Source organism: Paraburkholderia unamae, from assembly GCF_003096875.1.
Lineage (GTDB): Bacteria > Pseudomonadota > Gammaproteobacteria > Burkholderiales > Burkholderiaceae > Paraburkholderia > Paraburkholderia unamae.
The window spans coordinates 94,251-109,241 of sequence record NZ_QEOB01000020.1; the positions used below are offsets into that span (position 1 = coordinate 94,251).

18 protein-coding genes, 1 tRNA gene and 2 pseudogenes are annotated in these 14,991 nt (G+C 63.4%); 18 read left to right on the top strand and 3 right to left on the bottom strand.

Annotated elements, in window-relative coordinates:
- Nucleotides 1-166: 166 nt before the first annotated feature.
- The 10 genes and pseudogenes from hisA to tatC all read left to right on the top strand — a co-directional run bounded on the left by hisA (nucleotide 167) and on the right by tatC (nucleotide 5,680).
- Nucleotides 167-919 (top strand): 1-(5-phosphoribosyl)-5-[(5-phosphoribosylamino)methylideneamino]imidazole-4-carboxamide isomerase, encoded by a 753-nt coding sequence (gene hisA / locus C7402_RS33965; RefSeq protein ID WP_112174866.1) that lies wholly within the window; start codon nucleotides 167-169, stop codon nucleotides 917-919.
- 282 nt (nucleotides 920-1,201) lie between these two features.
- Nucleotides 1,202-1,975: an imidazole glycerol phosphate synthase subunit HisF gene (hisF, locus tag C7402_RS33970; protein ID WP_112174926.1), complete on the top strand. Its 774-nt coding sequence runs from the start codon at nucleotides 1,202-1,204 to the stop codon at nucleotides 1,973-1,975.
- Between the two features lie 4 nt (nucleotides 1,976-1,979).
- Nucleotides 1,980-2,405, top strand: coding sequence for a phosphoribosyl-AMP cyclohydrolase (gene hisI, locus C7402_RS33975; protein ID WP_116613711.1), 426 nt, complete (start codon nucleotides 1,980-1,982; stop codon nucleotides 2,403-2,405).
- Nucleotides 2,402-2,770, top strand: a complete 369-nt coding sequence (locus C7402_RS33980; protein ID WP_112174868.1) for a phosphoribosyl-ATP diphosphatase — start codon at nucleotides 2,402-2,404, stop codon at nucleotides 2,768-2,770. The genes hisI and C7402_RS33980 overlap by 4 nt, the downstream gene beginning before the upstream one ends.
- Nucleotides 2,771-2,922: 152 nt before the next feature.
- A complete protein-coding gene (locus C7402_RS33985) occupies nucleotides 2,923-3,315 on the top strand; it encodes a DUF4870 family protein (RefSeq protein ID WP_112174869.1) in 393 nt (130 codons plus the stop codon).
- A gap of 98 nt (nucleotides 3,316-3,413) precedes the next feature.
- Nucleotides 3,414-3,782: a histidine triad nucleotide-binding protein gene (locus C7402_RS33990; protein ID WP_112174870.1), complete on the top strand. Its 369-nt coding sequence runs from the start codon at nucleotides 3,414-3,416 to the stop codon at nucleotides 3,780-3,782.
- A 151-nt stretch (nucleotides 3,783-3,933) separates the two neighbouring features.
- The gene (gene tatA / locus C7402_RS33995) at nucleotides 3,934-4,176 is read left to right on the top strand and encodes a Sec-independent protein translocase subunit TatA (RefSeq protein WP_112174871.1); all 243 of its coding nucleotides are present in this window, start codon (nucleotides 3,934-3,936) and stop codon (nucleotides 4,174-4,176) included.
- 70 nt (nucleotides 4,177-4,246) lie between these two features.
- Nucleotides 4,247-4,574: pseudogene (gene tatB, locus C7402_RS48365) on the top strand (Sec-independent protein translocase protein TatB); the annotation flags it as partial.
- Between the two features lie 95 nt (nucleotides 4,575-4,669).
- Nucleotides 4,670-4,816: pseudogene (gene tatB, locus C7402_RS48370) on the top strand (Sec-independent protein translocase protein TatB); the annotation flags it as partial.
- 81 nt (nucleotides 4,817-4,897) lie between these two features.
- Nucleotides 4,898-5,680 (top strand): twin-arginine translocase subunit TatC, encoded by a 783-nt coding sequence (tatC, locus tag C7402_RS34005; RefSeq protein ID WP_112174873.1) that lies wholly within the window; start codon nucleotides 4,898-4,900, stop codon nucleotides 5,678-5,680.
- A 156-nt stretch (nucleotides 5,681-5,836) separates the two neighbouring features.
- Here the strand turns inward: tatC and C7402_RS34010 are convergent, their stop codons facing one another.
- Complete coding sequence (locus tag C7402_RS34010) at nucleotides 5,837-7,051, bottom strand: Do family serine endopeptidase (protein ID WP_112174874.1); 1,215 nt, start codon at nucleotides 7,049-7,051, stop codon at nucleotides 5,837-5,839.
- A gap of 19 nt (nucleotides 7,052-7,070) precedes the next feature.
- Here C7402_RS34010 and C7402_RS34015 point away from each other — a divergent pair, with 19 nt between their 5' ends.
- From C7402_RS34015 to C7402_RS34045, 7 genes are all read left to right on the top strand, one after another.
- Entirely contained in the window at nucleotides 7,071-7,817 is a 747-nt protein-coding gene (locus C7402_RS34015) for a Nif3-like dinuclear metal center hexameric protein (protein ID WP_116613713.1), read from the top strand.
- Nucleotides 7,818-8,122: 305 nt separating this feature from the next.
- Nucleotides 8,123-8,743 carry a ubiquinol-cytochrome c reductase iron-sulfur subunit gene (gene petA / locus C7402_RS34020; protein ID WP_112174876.1) on the top strand — a complete coding sequence of 207 codons (621 nt, stop codon included), beginning with the start codon at nucleotides 8,123-8,125 and terminating at the stop codon, nucleotides 8,741-8,743.
- Nucleotides 8,743-10,143 carry a cytochrome b gene (locus tag C7402_RS34025; RefSeq protein WP_112174877.1) on the top strand — a complete coding sequence of 467 codons (1,401 nt, stop codon included), beginning with the start codon at nucleotides 8,743-8,745 and terminating at the stop codon, nucleotides 10,141-10,143. The genes petA and C7402_RS34025 overlap by 1 nt, the downstream gene beginning before the upstream one ends.
- 18 nt (nucleotides 10,144-10,161) lie before the next feature.
- Nucleotides 10,162-10,947, top strand: a complete 786-nt coding sequence (locus C7402_RS34030; protein WP_112174878.1) for a cytochrome c1 — start codon at nucleotides 10,162-10,164, stop codon at nucleotides 10,945-10,947.
- A gap of 113 nt (nucleotides 10,948-11,060) precedes the next feature.
- Entirely contained in the window at nucleotides 11,061-11,672 is a 612-nt protein-coding gene (locus tag C7402_RS34035; protein ID WP_027797364.1) for a glutathione S-transferase N-terminal domain-containing protein, read from the top strand.
- An 80-nt stretch (nucleotides 11,673-11,752) separates the two neighbouring features.
- Nucleotides 11,753-12,265, top strand: coding sequence for a ClpXP protease specificity-enhancing factor (locus C7402_RS34040; RefSeq protein ID WP_112174879.1), 513 nt, complete (start codon nucleotides 11,753-11,755; stop codon nucleotides 12,263-12,265).
- Between the two features lie 18 nt (nucleotides 12,266-12,283).
- Nucleotides 12,284-12,359: transfer RNA gene (locus C7402_RS34045), tRNA-Thr, on the top strand.
- Between the two features lie 109 nt (nucleotides 12,360-12,468).
- Here C7402_RS34045 and C7402_RS34050 read toward each other — a convergent pair.
- Both C7402_RS34050 and C7402_RS34055 read right to left on the bottom strand, forming a co-directional pair.
- Complete coding sequence (locus C7402_RS34050; RefSeq protein WP_116613714.1) at nucleotides 12,469-12,609, bottom strand: peptidase; 141 nt, start codon at nucleotides 12,607-12,609, stop codon at nucleotides 12,469-12,471.
- 58 nt (nucleotides 12,610-12,667) lie between these two features.
- Nucleotides 12,668-13,249, bottom strand: a complete 582-nt coding sequence (locus C7402_RS34055) for a DUF6573 family protein (protein WP_244315001.1) — start codon at nucleotides 13,247-13,249, stop codon at nucleotides 12,668-12,670.
- 758 nt (nucleotides 13,250-14,007) lie between these two features.
- On the opposite strand from C7402_RS34055, the gene C7402_RS34060 reads away from it, so the two are divergent.
- A complete protein-coding gene (locus tag C7402_RS34060) occupies nucleotides 14,008-14,802 on the top strand; it encodes a hypothetical protein (RefSeq protein ID WP_116613716.1) in 795 nt (264 codons plus the stop codon).
- Nucleotides 14,803-14,991: the final 189 nt, after the last annotated feature.

Consider the following 14,991-nt stretch of genomic DNA (forward strand, 5'->3'; position numbering starts at 1 on the left):
GCGCTGACACTCGCAGCCGCCTTCGCGCACCAGCGCGCGGGCATTCAACTTGCGTCAGCAAGGCCGCCGTAAGAGTTGTACTAAACTAGCGAAACGGCGTCGGATCGGGTCTTTTCTCCACCGGCGCCGGCAGATTTCAACCTCATTCCCAGACACACCCGAAGCTATGCTGCTGATTCCGGCCATCGATCTCAAAGACGGTCACTGCGTACGCCTGAAACAAGGCGATATGGACCAGGCGACGATTTTCTCCGAGGAACCGGCGGCCATGGCCCGACACTGGGTCGAGCGCGGCGCCCGGCGCCTGCACCTCGTCGACCTGAACGGCGCGTTCGCAGGTAAGCCGAAGAACGAAGACGCGATTCGCGAGATCATCCGCGAAGTCGGTGATCAGATCCCCGTGCAGCTCGGCGGCGGCATTCGCGATCTCGACACCATCGAGCGTTATCTCGACGACGGCCTCTCCTACGTGATTATCGGCACCGCCGCCGTGAAAAATCCGGGCTTCCTGCAAGAAGCCTGCACGGCGTTCGGGGGCCATATCATCGTCGGCCTCGACGCGAAGGACGGCAAGGTCGCGACCGACGGCTGGAGCAAGCTCACGGGCCACGAAGTCGTGGATCTCGCGCGCAAGTTCGAGGACTACGGCGTCGAATCGATCATCTACACCGACATCGGGCGCGACGGCATGCTCCAGGGCATCAACATCGAAGCCACGGTGCGCCTTGCGCGCGCGGTGAAGATTCCGGTGATCGCGAGCGGCGGCCTCTCGAATCTCGCCGACATCGACGCGCTTTGCGAAGTCGAGGACGAAGGCGTGGAAGGCGTGATCTGCGGGCGCGCGATTTACTCGGGCGACCTCGATTTCGCCGCGGCGCAAACGCGCGCGGACAGCCTGCGCGAGTCGGACGACGCTTAAGGCGCGAACGCCGGGCCTCCGTTAGCGGAGGCTTTATGCTGCCTTGTGCTGCCTTGTGCCGTTTTTGGCATGCAGCCGCGCCGCTTCACGTGAGGCGGCACTCGCGAAAATTTCGCGATAATTTTTTCGAAGCGCGTCGGGCGTGGGTGAAGCGCGCGACAACGGCCCGGTCGCGGTCCGACTCTGGTCCGATTCCGGACCTGTCGTGCTCCGGCCGTGCTCCAGACGGGCCTGCCTCGGCACGGCTTCACGTATCAACCGATCCGTAAATTCGGCAAGATCATGGCTCTACCCAAACGCATCATCCCCTGCCTCGACGTGACCGCCGGGCGCGTCGTGAAGGGTGTCAATTTCGTCGAACTGCGCGACGCGGGCGACCCCGTCGAAATCGCGCGCCGCTACGACGACCAGGGCGCCGACGAACTGACGTTCCTCGACATCACCGCGACCTCCGACCAGCGCGACCTGATCCTGCCGATCATCGAGGCGGTGGCTTCGCAGGTCTTCATTCCACTGACGGTCGGCGGCGGCGTGCGCGCCGTGGCGGACGTGCGGCGCCTGCTCAACGCCGGCGCCGACAAGGTCAGCATGAACTCGTCGGCTGTCGCCAATCCGCAGCTCGTGCGCGACTCCGCCGACAAATACGGTTCGCAGTGCATCGTCGTCGCCATCGACGCCAAGCGCGTATCGGCGCCGGGCGAGCCCTCGCGTTGGGAAGTGTTCACGCACGGCGGGCGCAAGGCTACCGGCATCGACGCCGTGGAATGGGCGCGCAAGATGGCCGAACTCGGCGCGGGCGAAATCCTGCTCACGAGCATGGACCGCGACGGCACCAAGAGCGGTTTCGACCTCGACCTCACGTGCGCCGTGTCCGACGCGGTGCCGATTCCCGTGATCGCCTCGGGCGGCGTGGGCGGCTTGCAGGATCTGGCGGACGGCATCGTCAAGGGCCACGCCGACGCGGTGCTGGCGGCGAGCATTTTTCACTACGGCGAGCACACGGTGGGCGAGGCGAAGCGCTTCATGGCCGACCAGGGCATTTCGGTGAGGATGTGACGCCATGAGCAACGTACAGACGCAAGACCTCGCCAAAGCGAACTGGCTCGACAAGGTCAACTGGGACGCCAACGGCCTCGTGCCCGTGATCGCACAGGAAGCCGCCACGGGCGACGTGCTGATGTTCGCGTGGATGAACCGCGAAGCGCTCGCCAAGACGGTCGAACTGCGCCGCGCGGTGTACTTCTCGCGCTCGCGCCAGCGCCTGTGGTTCAAGGGCGAGGAGTCGGGCCACGTGCAGCATGTGAGCGAGATCCGCCTCGACTGCGATGAAGACGTCGTGCTGCTCAAGATCGAGCAGGTTTCGGGCATCGCGTGCCACACGGGCCGCCACTCGTGCTTTTTCCAGCAATTCGAAGGCACCGTCGACGAAGGCCGCTGGGTCGCCGTCGATCCCGTGCTGAAAGACCCCGAACACATCTACAAATGACGCAACTGAACACCAACGACACCCTGCTGCGCCTCGCGGCGGTGATCGACAGCCGCAAGGGCGGCGACCCGGACGCGTCCTATGTCGCGCGCCTTTTCCACAAGGGCGACGACGCGGTGCTCAAGAAGGTTGGCGAAGAGGCGACCGAAGTCGTGCTGGCCGCGAAGGACGTGCGCCAGGGCGGCGCGCCGAAGGCGCTCGTGGGCGAGATGGCCGATCTGTGGTTTCATTGCCTCGTGACGCTCTCGCATTTCGACCTGAGCCCCGCCGACGTGCTCGCGGAGCTGGAACGCCGCGAAGGCCTGTCGGGGCTCGAGGAAAAGGCGCTGCGCAAGACGCGCGAGCGCGAAGCGAACGGCGACTGAGGGTTGCGCGCGGCCTGGCGCAACCGGATCGAGCACGACAGCTCTGCATGGGACCGGAGTAAGCGCTAAAGCGCCAACTCCGGATCGACAGCTCTGCAAGGGACCGGAGTAAGCGCTAAAGCGCTAACTCCGGTCGACAGGAGACGAACGGCATGTCCATGTCCGGCGATTACCCGCCCCCTTCGTACCGCAACGGCGTCGATGCGGACCGTCTGCGCAGCCTGCGCACTTTCACGCACGTGCTCTACGCGCTGTATGCGGTCTACTGGCTGACCGGCGGCATCTCCGTGCTGGTCGCCATCATCCTCAACTACCTGAAGCGCGACGAGGCCGTGGGCACGCCCTACGAGCAGCACTTCACGTGGCAGATCCGCACTTTCTGGCTCGGGCTCGCGGGGCATCTGATCGGCGGCGTGCTCATTTTCGTGCTGATCGGCATACCAATTTTGTGGGCTGTCGCAATCTGGACGTTGTACCGTATCATCAAAGGCTGGCTGTATTTGTACGACAACAAGCCGCTGCTCAATCCGCGCGCCTGGTTCTGAGCGGCGCGGCTCCGGCACGGTTTGCCCGATTGGGTTTTCCCGGTTGGATTTGCCCGATTGCACCTCCGGTGCACGTTTAGTCGCTCACCAGGAGCACCATGAGTCACGACCGCAGTACCTGTCTCTTCTGCAAGATCGCCGACGGCGAAATCCCCAGCACGAGGGTGTACGAGGATGACGAATTCGTCGCCTTCCGCGACATTCGGCCGGCGGCTGAAACCCACGTGCTCGTGATCCCTCGCCAACATATCCCTACGCTCGCCGATTGCGGTGAAAACGATGCACCGCTGCTTGGTAGAATGTTTGTACTGGTCGCGCGCCTCGCCAAACAACTGGGCGTTTCGTACACGGGCGGCGAAACCGGTTTCCGCACGGTCGTGAACACGGGACCCGGCGGCGGCCAGGAGGTCTATCATCTGCACGCGCATTTGCTGGCCGGGCCGCGTCCGTGGCACCGCATGGGCTGAGGGCGGCGAAGCCGGCACTTCGGTGCGGTGAGAGCGTCGATGTCGCCGAAAGTGTCAAAGGGTCGTACGCCACGTCGGTGCAACATCACTAAGGCAAGATTTTTATCGCTGCGCAGCGTGCGCGGTGACGGGGTTAAGGAGAGAGTCAATCATGGGTTCGTTGAGCATCTGGCACTGGCTGATCGTCTTGTTGATCGTGGCGCTTGTTTTCGGCACGAAGAAGCTGCGCAATATCGGTAGCGATCTGGGTGGCGCCGTGAAGGGTTTCAAGGAAGGCATGCGCGACGGCGAAGGCAACGCCGCCGACGCGCAAAAGCGCGAACTGCCGCCCAACGGCGGCGCCGTGGACGTCGACGCGAAGGACAAGACGCCGCGCTCGAACGACCTCCGCTAATCGGGCGGCAGCCGGACTTTCCCGCCTTCTATCCCCATCAGGCAGCCAAGGCTGACGGAACACTCCATTCATGCTCGATCTGGGTTTAACCAAGATGGCGCTGATCGGCGTTGTCGCACTGGTCGTTCTCGGGCCGGAGCGACTGCCGCGCGTCGCGCGCACGGCGGGCGCGCTGTTCGGGCGCGCGCAGCGCTACATCAACGACGTCAAGGCGGAAGTCACGCGCGAGATCGAACTCGACGAGCTGCGCCGCATGAAGACCGAGTTCGAGTCGGCCGCGCAGAACGTCGAGAAAAACGTCCACGACAATCTGCGCAAGCATGAAGACGAGCTGAACGACGCCTGGAACCAGGGCACGTCGGTCTCGCCGAGCATTGCGGGCGGCGCCGATCCGGCGAGCGTGGAAGGGGCGGTGGCGGATCAGTCGGGCGACGCTTCGGCGCTTTCCGGCTGGCGTTCCGGCAACGCCGGCGCGGCGGCATCCGACTCCCGCAAACGCAAGAACTGGCGCGTGAAGCAGAACGCAGCGCCCGTGTGGTACAAGCGCGCCACGCTGCGCCGCACGCGTGTGCAGTCGGGCGCGGCGCGCGTCGCGCAGCACACGCCGGCCAGCCTGCGCCGGCCCACACGCTTCTTCTGACGCCGTGCGACGCTTTCGAGTAGGTTCGCATTCGCGCATGTTCAGCAATCCAGGCACGTTCATTTCCAACCGAGGGCCGGCGTGAGCGACCCCCAGCAAACTCAGGAAGAAGGCTCCGAAGAGACCTTCATCTCCCATCTCGTCGAACTGCGCGACCGCATCATCCGCGCGGGCATTGCCGTGATCGTCGTATTCGTCGGCCTCGTGTACTGGGCGCCCGACATCTTCCGTCTGCTTGCGCGTCCGCTCATGCAGAACCTGCCACGCGACGGCAAGATGATCGTCACCGACGTGACCGGCTCGTTCTTCGTGCCGATGAAGGTCACGATGCTCGTGGCCTTCGTGATCGCGCTGCCGGTCGTGCTCTACCAGATCTGGGCGTTCGTCGCGCCGGGCCTCTATCAGCACGAGAAGAAGCTCGTGGCGCCGCTCGTGGCGAGCAGCTACACGCTCTTTCTGTGCGGCATGGCGTTCGCGTATTTCGTGGTGTTTCCGACCATCTTCCGCGTGATGGCGCACTACAACGCGCCGCTCGGCGCGGAGATGACCACCGACATCGACAATTACCTGAGCTTCGTGCTCACCATGTTCATTGCGTTCGGGGTGACCTTCGAGGTGCCGATCATCGTCGTGCTGCTCGTGCGCATGGGCGTGGTGTCGGTGAAGAAGCTCAAGGAAATCCGGCCGTATGTGATCGTCGGCGCGTTCATCGTCGCAGCCGTCGTGACGCCGCCCGACGTGTTTTCGCAGCTCATTCTCGCGCTGCCGCTCATCATCCTCTACGAGGCGGGCATCATCGCGGCGCGCATCTTCATCGGCAACGGCGAGAAGAAGGCCGCGGACGAGAGTCAGGCGGCGAGCTAACGCCGCTCGCAGGCGTACCGAAGTCCATTGCGGAGCGCCTGTCCGGGCGCTCACCCAAGCAAAAGGCCGCGGACCCAGCAGGTTCGCGGCCTTTTTCGTTTGCGCGGTTGGCGGGTTGCGCGCCGGGCCGGGGAGCGGAACGCGCCGCGAACCTCGTCAGCCGCCGTCGTCGCCTTCGCCGTCTTCCTGCTCCGGCTGCTTCGGCGGCGGCGGGCGCTTGCCGATCAGCACGTCGATATCCAGATCCTTGTTCTTGCGCACGAGGTGGACTTTGGCGTCGGTGCCCGGCTTGATCTGCGCGATCACGTTGAGCAGGCGCGTGGTGTCGGTGATGGCCTCGCCGTTTACCGAGGTGAGCACGTCGCCGGGCTTGATGCCGGCCTTGTCGGCGGGGCCGCCTTGCAGCACGCCCGCCACGATCGCGCCCGACTTCTCCTTCAGGCCGAAGGAATCCGCGATTTCCGGCGTCACGTCCTGCGGTTCGACGCCGATCCAGCCGCGCGTGACCGAGCCCGTGGTGATGATGCTCTCCAGCACGCTGCGCGCGGTGGAGACGGGAATCGCGAAGCCGATGCCGAGCGAGCCGCCCGAGCGCGAGTAGATGGCCGTGTTGATGCCGAGCAGGTTGCCGTTCACGTCGACGAGCGCGCCGCCCGAATTGCCCGGATTGATCGGCGCGTCGGTCTGGATGAAGTTCTCGAACGTGTTGATGCCGAGGTGATTGCGGCCGAGCGCGCTGATGATGCCCATGGTGACCGTTTGTCCCACCCCGAACGGGTTGCCGATGGCGAGCACGACGTCGCCCACGCGCGTCTGGTCCATGCGGCCGAGCGTGATGGTGGGCAGGTTCGGCAGGTTGATCTTGAGCACGGCGAGATCGGTTTCCGGGTCGATGCCGATCACCTTCGCATTGGTGGTGCGGCCGTCGGAGAGCGCGATTTCGATCTGGTCCGCGCCGTCGATCACGTGCTGGTTCGTTAGAATGTAACCGTCCGGACTCACAATGACGCCCGAACCGAGGTTGGCGGCAGGCTGCTCCTGCTGCTTCTGGTTTTTGTTGCGATCGCCGAAGAAGTAGCGAAATAGCGGATCGTTCTGGCGAGGATCGGGCGGCAGCGACCCATCCTTGCTCGAGAACACGTTGACGACCGCGGGCATTGCCTTCTGGGCGGCGTCCGCATAGGAGCCCTGGGCGGCGCCTGAGCCCATCCCCGGCGCCACTTCCCGCAGTGCGACGATCGGCTCGGCAAGCTGCTTGCCGAACTGCCCCTGGTGTTGCAGCCACTGCGGTTTGAGCGTGGCGATGATGAACATCAACGCCAGCAGGACCGTCACCGCCTGGGCGAAGAACAGCCAAAAGCGTCTAAGCATCTGAAGATTAGAGGATTATATGGATCGGATCGAACTGGAATTGTATCTGAACAATCTTCTGGAATCCGCGCGGTTCAAGGACTACTGCCCCAATGGCCTGCAAGTCGAAGGGCGGCGGCGCGTGCAGAAGATCGCCACGGGCGTGACCGCCTCGCTCGCTTTCCTCGAAGCCGCGCACGAATGGGGCGCCGACGCCGTGCTTGTGCACCACGGCTACTTCTGGAAGAACGAAGCGCCGCAAATCACGGGCCGCAAGTACCGTCGCCTGAAGACGCTGCTCGCGAACGATATCAACCTGTTCGCCTACCATCTGCCCCTCGACTGCCATCCCGAACTGGGTAATAACGCGCAGTTGGCCGCCCGATTCGGCTGGATCGGCGAACAACGCTTCGGCGAACAGGATCTGGGCTGGATGGCCACGCTGCCCATGCCGATCACGCTCGCGCACTTCACCGCTGAGGTCGAGCAGACACTCGGCCGTACGCCGCTCGTGCTCGGTGACCCCGACTGGCAAATTCGCCGCGTGGCCTGGTGCACGGGGGCGGCGCAAAGTCTGTTCGACGCTGCGATCGAGGCCGGCGCCGACGTCTTTCTCACCGGCGAAATTTCCGAGCCGACCACGCACACCTCGGCGGAAAGCGGCGTGGCGTTTCTTGCCGCCGGCCATCACGCCACCGAGCGCTACGGCGTTCAGGCGTTGGGCGCGCATCTCTCGGAAGCCTTCGACATCGAGCATCTTTTCATCGATATCGACAATCCCGTTTAATCGCGTTTAATCGCGCTTCAGCGTCGTTTCCGGGTTGATTCTGGGTCGACCCGATATCGCGCATTGCGCCGCGCGCAGTGCGCGAATTGTCGTGGTGCAGCATGATTTTATTCGTGAGGCATTTACAAAACGAAAAGAAAGTGGCCCTCTTTTCTGCGGGAAAACCCCGAGATATCAAGGACTTCGGACGCTTTTTAGAGATCGCCCCTTGTAAATGCCAACTCCATTCGAGCAAACTAGCGTTCGGCAGCACCGCGGGTAAGCTGGCGTGACGGATAAATCCAACTCAGAAGTGGGGCGATGTGATGCGAGACAAAGAGAATGACCGCGTCGACGGCAGCCGCCGAACCTGGCTGATTGCGACGTCCGTAGCAGGTGGCATTGGAGGCGTGGCCACTGTCGTACCCTTCGTAGGTTCCTTTGCACCATCCGAAAAAGCCCGCGCCGCCGGCGCGCCTGTCGCTGTCGACATCACGAACCTCCAGCCCGGCTCGATGATGACCGTGGCGTGGCGCGGCAAGCCCGTGTGGATCCTGTACCGCACGGACCGCATGATGGCCGACGTCAAGAAGGCCGATCCCGATCTGGCCGACCCGAACTCCGAGCATCCGTTTTCGCTGCCGATGCCGGAATACTGCATGAACGAGTTCCGCTCGCGCGCCGAGCATCAGAACATTCTCGTGGCCGTGGCCGTCTGCACCCATCTGGGCTGCACGCCTACGCCGCGCTTCCAGGAAGGTCCGCAGCCGAACCTGCCCGACAGCTGGCCGGGCGGCTTCCTGTGCCCGTGCCACGGCTCCACCTACGATCTTTCCGGCCGCGTGTTCAAGAACAAGCCGGCGCCGCAAAACCTCGACATTCCCCGATACATGTTCACGTCCGCGACGGAGATCGTGATCGGCAAGGACGAAAAAGGAGAAGCGTGATGGCGACGGGAACCGACAAGGATGTGGTGGAGACGGCCGGCGCGGCTTCCGGACTGCAAGGCTGGATCGACAAGCGCTTTCCGATGACGGCGACGTGGAAAGCGCACCTTTCCGAGTACTACGCGCCGAAGAACTTCAACTTCTGGTACTTCTTCGGCTCGCTCGCGCTGCTCGTGCTGGTGAACCAGATCGTCACCGGCATTTTCCTCACCATGAACTACAAGCCCGATGCGACGCTCGCGTTCGCATCGGTCGAGTACATCATGCGCGAGGTGCCGTGGGGCTGGCTGATCCGCTACATGCACTCCACGGGCGCGTCGATGTTCTTCGTGGTCGTGTATCTGCACATGTTCCGCGGCCTCCTGTACGGCTCGTACCGCAAGCCGCGCGAGCTCGTGTGGATCTTCGGCTGCGCGATTTTCCTGTGCCTGATGGCCGAGGCGTTCTTCGGCTACCTGCTGCCGTGGGGCCAGATGTCGTTCTGGGGCGCGCAGGTGATCGTGAACCTGTTCTCGGCGATTCCCTTCATCGGCCCGGACCTGTCGCTGTGGATTCGCGGCGACTATGTGGTCTCGGACGTCACGCTCAACCGTTTCTTCGCGTTCCACGTGATCGCCATTCCGCTCGTGCTGGTCGGGCTCGTGATCTGCCACATCATCGCGCTGCACGAAGTGGGCTCGAACAACCCGGACGGCATCGAGATCAAGGAGAAAAAGGACGCGAACGGCGTGCCGCTCGACGGCATTCCGTTCCACCCGTACTACTCGGTGCACGACTTCATGGGCGTGTGCATCTTCCTGATGATCTTCGCGGCGATCGTGTTCTTCGCGCCGGAAATGGGCGGCTACTTCCTGGAGTCGAATAACTTCGTGCCGGCCAACCCGCTGCAAACGCCGCCCGAAATTGCGCCGGTCTGGTACTTCACGGCGTTCTACGCGATGCTGCGCGCCACCACCGACCCGTTCAAGATCGTGCTGATGATCGTGATCGCGCTGCTCGGCGTGCTCGCGCTCGTGCGCGCGCGCGGCAAGTGGCGCGCGGGGCTGCCGGTGCTGGCCGTGCTCGTGATTCTCGCGATGTACTTCACCGAGTCGAAGTTCTGGGGCGTGGTGGTGATGGGCACGGCGGTGATCTCGCTCTTCTTCCTGCCGTGGCTCGACCGCTCGCCGGTGAAGTCGATCCGCTACCGGCCGTTCTTCCACAAGGTGTTTCTCGGCATCTTCGTGCTCGCGTTCCTGACGCTCGCCTTCCTCGGCACGAAACCGCCGTCGCCGGCGGCCACGCTGATCGCCCAGGTCTGCGCGCTCGTCTATTTCGCCTTCTTCCTCGGCATGCCGTTCTGGACGCCGCTTGGCACCTTCAAGCAGCCGCCCGAGCGCGTGCGGTTCAAGCCCCATTAATTGACGAGCGAGGAAGATATGACGAGACAATCTCTGTTTTCGACGCTCGCGAAGGTGAGCGTCCGCGCCAGCCTGGCCGCTTTGGCGCTCACTTGTGCATTTGGGGTCGGGTCCGCGTCGGCGCAGGAAAATATTCCGCTCGACCGTGCTCCCGATAACGGCGAAAATCTTGCTTCGCTGCAACACGGCGCCAAATTGTTTGTAAACTACTGCCTGAATTGCCATAGCGCGAACTTGATGCGCTACAGCCGGTTGCAGGATCTTGGCATTCCACAGAAGCAAATCGAAGATAATCTGCTGTTTACGACCGACAAGGTCGGCAACACGATGTCCATCGCGATGCGCCCGGACGACGCGAAAGCGTGGTTCGGCGTGCCGCCGCCGGACCTCTCCGTGGAAGCGCGGGCGAAAGGGCGTGACTGGCTGTACACGTACCTGCGCAGCTTCTACCGCGACGACACGCGGCCGACTGGCTGGAACAACCTGGTGTTCGAGAACGTGAGCATGCCGCACGTGCTGTGGCAGTTGCAGGGCATCCGCACGGCGAAGTTCGAGGACACGACGGACGAGGAAACCGGGGAAAAAGTGCGTCGTTTCGCAGGGTTCCAGCAGGTCACGCCCGGTACGCTGTCGCCTGTGGATTATGATGCCGACGTGGCCGACCTGGTGGCTTACCTTGGCTGGATGGCCGAACCCGAGCAGAAAACCCGCAGGCAGCTTGGCGTGTGGGTGCTCCTGTTCCTTGGCGTCCTGAGCTTTTTTGCGTGGCGATTGAACGCCGCGTACTGGAAAGATATCAAATAGGCACGTCCTGACCGACGTGGGGCCGGTGCGACGAGAAGCCGTCTGACGGTTCTGGACCGTCAGGCGGTTTTTTCGCCTGCTGGCCTTTTGGGTTTATTGAGGAAATGTAAATCATGATGGTTCTGTACTCCGGCACTACCTGCCCGTTCTCCCAGCGCTGCCGGCTGGTGTTGTTCGAAAAGGGCATGGACTTCGAAATTCGCGACGTCGACCTGTTCAACAAACCGGAAGACATCGCCGTGATGAATCCGTACGGTCAGGTGCCGATTCTGGTCGAGCGCGACCTGATTCTGTACGAGTCGAACATCATCAATGAGTACATCGACGAGCGCTTCCCGCATCCGCAGCTGATGCCGGCCGACCCGGTTCAGCGCGCTCGCGCGCGTCTGTTCCTGCTCAATTTCGAGAAGGAACTGTTCGTGCACGTGAGCACGCTCGAAAACGAGAAGGGCAAGGCCGCCGAGAAGAACCACGAAAAGGCGCGCCTCGCGATCCGCGACCGCCTCACGCAGCTCGCGCCGATCTTCCTGAAGAACAAGTACATGCTGGGCGAAGAGTTCTCGATGCTCGACGTCGCGATCGCGCCGCTGCTGTGGCGTCTGGATCACTACGGCATCGAACTGTCGAAGAACGCCGCACCGCTGATGAAGTACGCCGAGCGCATTTTCAGCCGTCCGGCGTACATCGAAGCGCTGACGCCGTCGGAAAAGGTGATGCGTCGTTAAGCAGCACCCCGGCGGTTTGCGGGTAACAGAGGCGGCGTGCACGGCGTAGGTGTGAGCGCCGCCTCGCGAAAGGATTGTTGATGCAAGAGATTTCCACCAAGCCGTATTTGCTGCGCGCGCTGTACGAGTGGTGCACCGACAACGGCTTCACGCCGCATATCGCGGTGCGGGTCGACAACAGCACGCGTGTGCCGCGCCAGTTCGTGCGCGACGGCGAGATCGTGCTGAACATCAGCTTCGAGGCGACCAGCCAGTTGCAGATGGGCAATGAGATGATCGAGTTCCACGCCCGTTTTTCCGGCAAGTCGCACAAGATCGAAGTGCCCGTTGCAAATGTCCTCGCGATCTACGCGCGCGAGAACGGGCAAGGCATGGCGTTTCCGGTCGAGTCGCCGCCGGGCGACGCCGACGACGTGCTGTCCTCCGAAGATCACGAAGATTCGGACACGGGCGCGCATGAGGCGCACGAACTGCGCGACGAGCCTGCCGAAGCGCCGGCGGCCCCGGTTGCGCCGCGCGCCGTCCAGAAAGATGAGCGCGACGACGACGGTGGCAATAAGGGCGGCAAGGGCCACCTCAAGATCGTGAAATGAAGTAGAATAGCGGGCTACGCCGGCTTAGCTCATCTGGTAGAGCAGTTGATTTGTAATCATCAGGTGGCGGGTTCGAGTCCTGCAGCCGGCACCAATCAAATCAAGGGGTTACAAGATTTTTCTTGTAACCCCTTGTCCGTTTCTGGCGGCTGTGTAACCAATATGTAACCGGATTCAGTCAATCCCGGTCTACGTTGCTTCGGTTACGCGGCATCCCAGAAAGGCGCCGACCACGGCAACTGAGAATCCAGGCGCGTGCCGTACGGGTTGCCGCCGACATCGACGCCAGAGTAATCCTCGCTGGTCATCGGCAAGCCGGTTGCCGGATTGATGGGGTAAGTCATAGCGCTCTCCTTGTTGAGCGGTTGGAAGACGCCCCGCCGTCATCGACGAGGCGGAAACTCAGTCCTCGTCGGTCATCAGAATCGTGATAACGGGTTCGGCGTTGTCGCCTGGGCCGATATGCAGATTCAGCACGACCGGTCGAGGCTGCGTACCATGACCGCCGCGCGGCACGCGGTGCAGTTCAAACGCGATACGCTGCACGCCTCGTGCGCGCTTTGCTGCCAGTGCGCCCATCCAGAGCACGTCCCAAAGCCGGCCGTTTTCGTCTTGTGCAACATGCTTCTTGTTGTCCGCGTCGGTCCACGCAACGCAATCCGCCCATACCGCTGATGTCACCGCGACCGGAATACGAAAGCCGGCTTCTCGCGCCAGACCGCTCACATTGACCAGCACGCCATCGGCAATCGCTTGCGCGCGGGTATAGCTCGAAATCGTCTTACCGAAAACGTCGTCTGGTTTGTGTGTGTTGTCCTGCATGGTGTTCGCTCCTTTAAAGCTGACCGGGTTCCTGATGCAGAGCCCCCTTGCACCGTTTGCCGGTGCCGGCATGGGGTGGCGCTGTGTCTGCCGCCGTTCTTCCCTCTGCTTCGCCCTGATGCACTGCGACGACCAGGCAACAGGGGCGACGTGCAAGGTCACGTCCGGAAGCCGCAGTCCGAAGGAAACGGGTGAGGAACGTGCGCGCAGCGTTCAACCTTGTATGGCGGCACGCCTGGCGTACAGTCATCCGTTTGGGCTAAGCGGCGGGAAGGGCGGCGGCAGGCCGCTATTGCGACGAAACCGGCGTCGCGGGAGAGCGGGGCCGGTGGGCCACGTGCGAGCGCGACCCATGCACGCGTAGCGTGCGTGACTCGCAAGCCAGTGGCGCGCAGCCGGCGCGCATCAGCGCGACGGCGAAGGGGGGCCGCGTCGCGTAGCGACGTGGGGCAAGCGCGTTCAGCGCGCAGCACAGACTGGCGCACCGGCCCCCAGGACGGTTGCCGGTCTGCGTGGGGGAGCCGGTCATCGCTGACAGCCCAAGCTGACAGAGGTCGCCCCAGCGACCGGCAGAGGGCCGGGGGCGGAGCCCCGCCCCGAAGCGCAGCGCTTGCGCTGCGTGCGGGCAAGGTAGTCAGGTCGCAGCACAGCGTAGACCGTAGGCCCACAGGCCGGAGCCGGCGGCGCATCCAGCGCGGACGGATGAGTACCTTGCCCGCACGCAGTGCGGGGCGCTGGTTTTAAGGACACGGCGGGCGTCCAGCCCGACGAATCCCCGTGCGGCCGTACAGGCCGCGTAAGGGGATGGTGGCCTTGCCGCGCAAGCGGCTTCGTTCCCCCTGTATGACTCCGGGCATACAGGGGCACATATGGGTGGTCACGCGCTATACGGAAATGTCGAAACCAAGGAGAGACATACCGTGACAGCGCAGGACGGCCGGATTGTGGCTAGCCAGAACGAGGTGCGCGTATTGCGCGCGCTCAATCGCTTCGGCTGGCTGCCTACGAAATCGCTTGGGGCGCTGCTTTGGCAGCCTTGGCTGCGAAAGCCGGCCGGCGAGCTGGACATGCAGCCGCGGATGCCGACCGCATCGGCCCGGCTGATGGCGCAACGCACGCTGCGCCGACTGTATTTGGCTCGCCAAGTGCTGCGGGCGCGTGCACCAGACGGCAGCCTGATTTACGCGCTCGCCGAAGCGGGTGTACGTCGGCTCGCGCAGCTCGGCGTGCCGGCCGTATCGGGCAAGGATTTGGTGAGGCGCTTCAGCTCGGCGCAGTTCCGCCACCGCAGCATCGCGAACGACATTGCGATTGCCGGCATCGTGGCCGGATTCCGCGTTTCGACCGAGCGCGAAATCGCGCAGGACAAGTGGCTCGGCGGCGAGCAAGGAATCGCGGGCAAGAAGCCCGACGTGCTGCTGCAAGGGGATGGACGGGTCTGGTGGATTGAGGTCGAGAAATCGCGTCGCCGGGCCAGCGACTGGGCGAAGCTCCATGCCTTCCTGAAAGCCGTCCATGACGATGCACACCGGACAGACGGGCCGGCGCTGCTCGGCGGGCTGCGTTGGGCAAAGGTCATCTTCATCTGCACGCCAGCATTCCACGTGCGACTGGTGCGCGAACTGAAAGCCGCCGGATGGAGCGAAGCCACAATAAACCGGCTCACGTCCCACGTCGATGCGCTATACAGTTTCGAGGACATCGCGTTCAAGTAAAAACCAGGCCGCCACAAACCGGCGGCCTGGGTACAGGCCACCCACGCCAGCCGAGCCGGTCTGTGCGTGTAGTGGATGACCTTTTCTGCCCGCCATTCAAGCAGGCCGTGCGATGCGCGCGCGCTCGCGCTTCCGGCTATCGCACGTAAATAAGCGTCAGGGGTCAGCAGTTGCAGTGCTGAGGTTCAG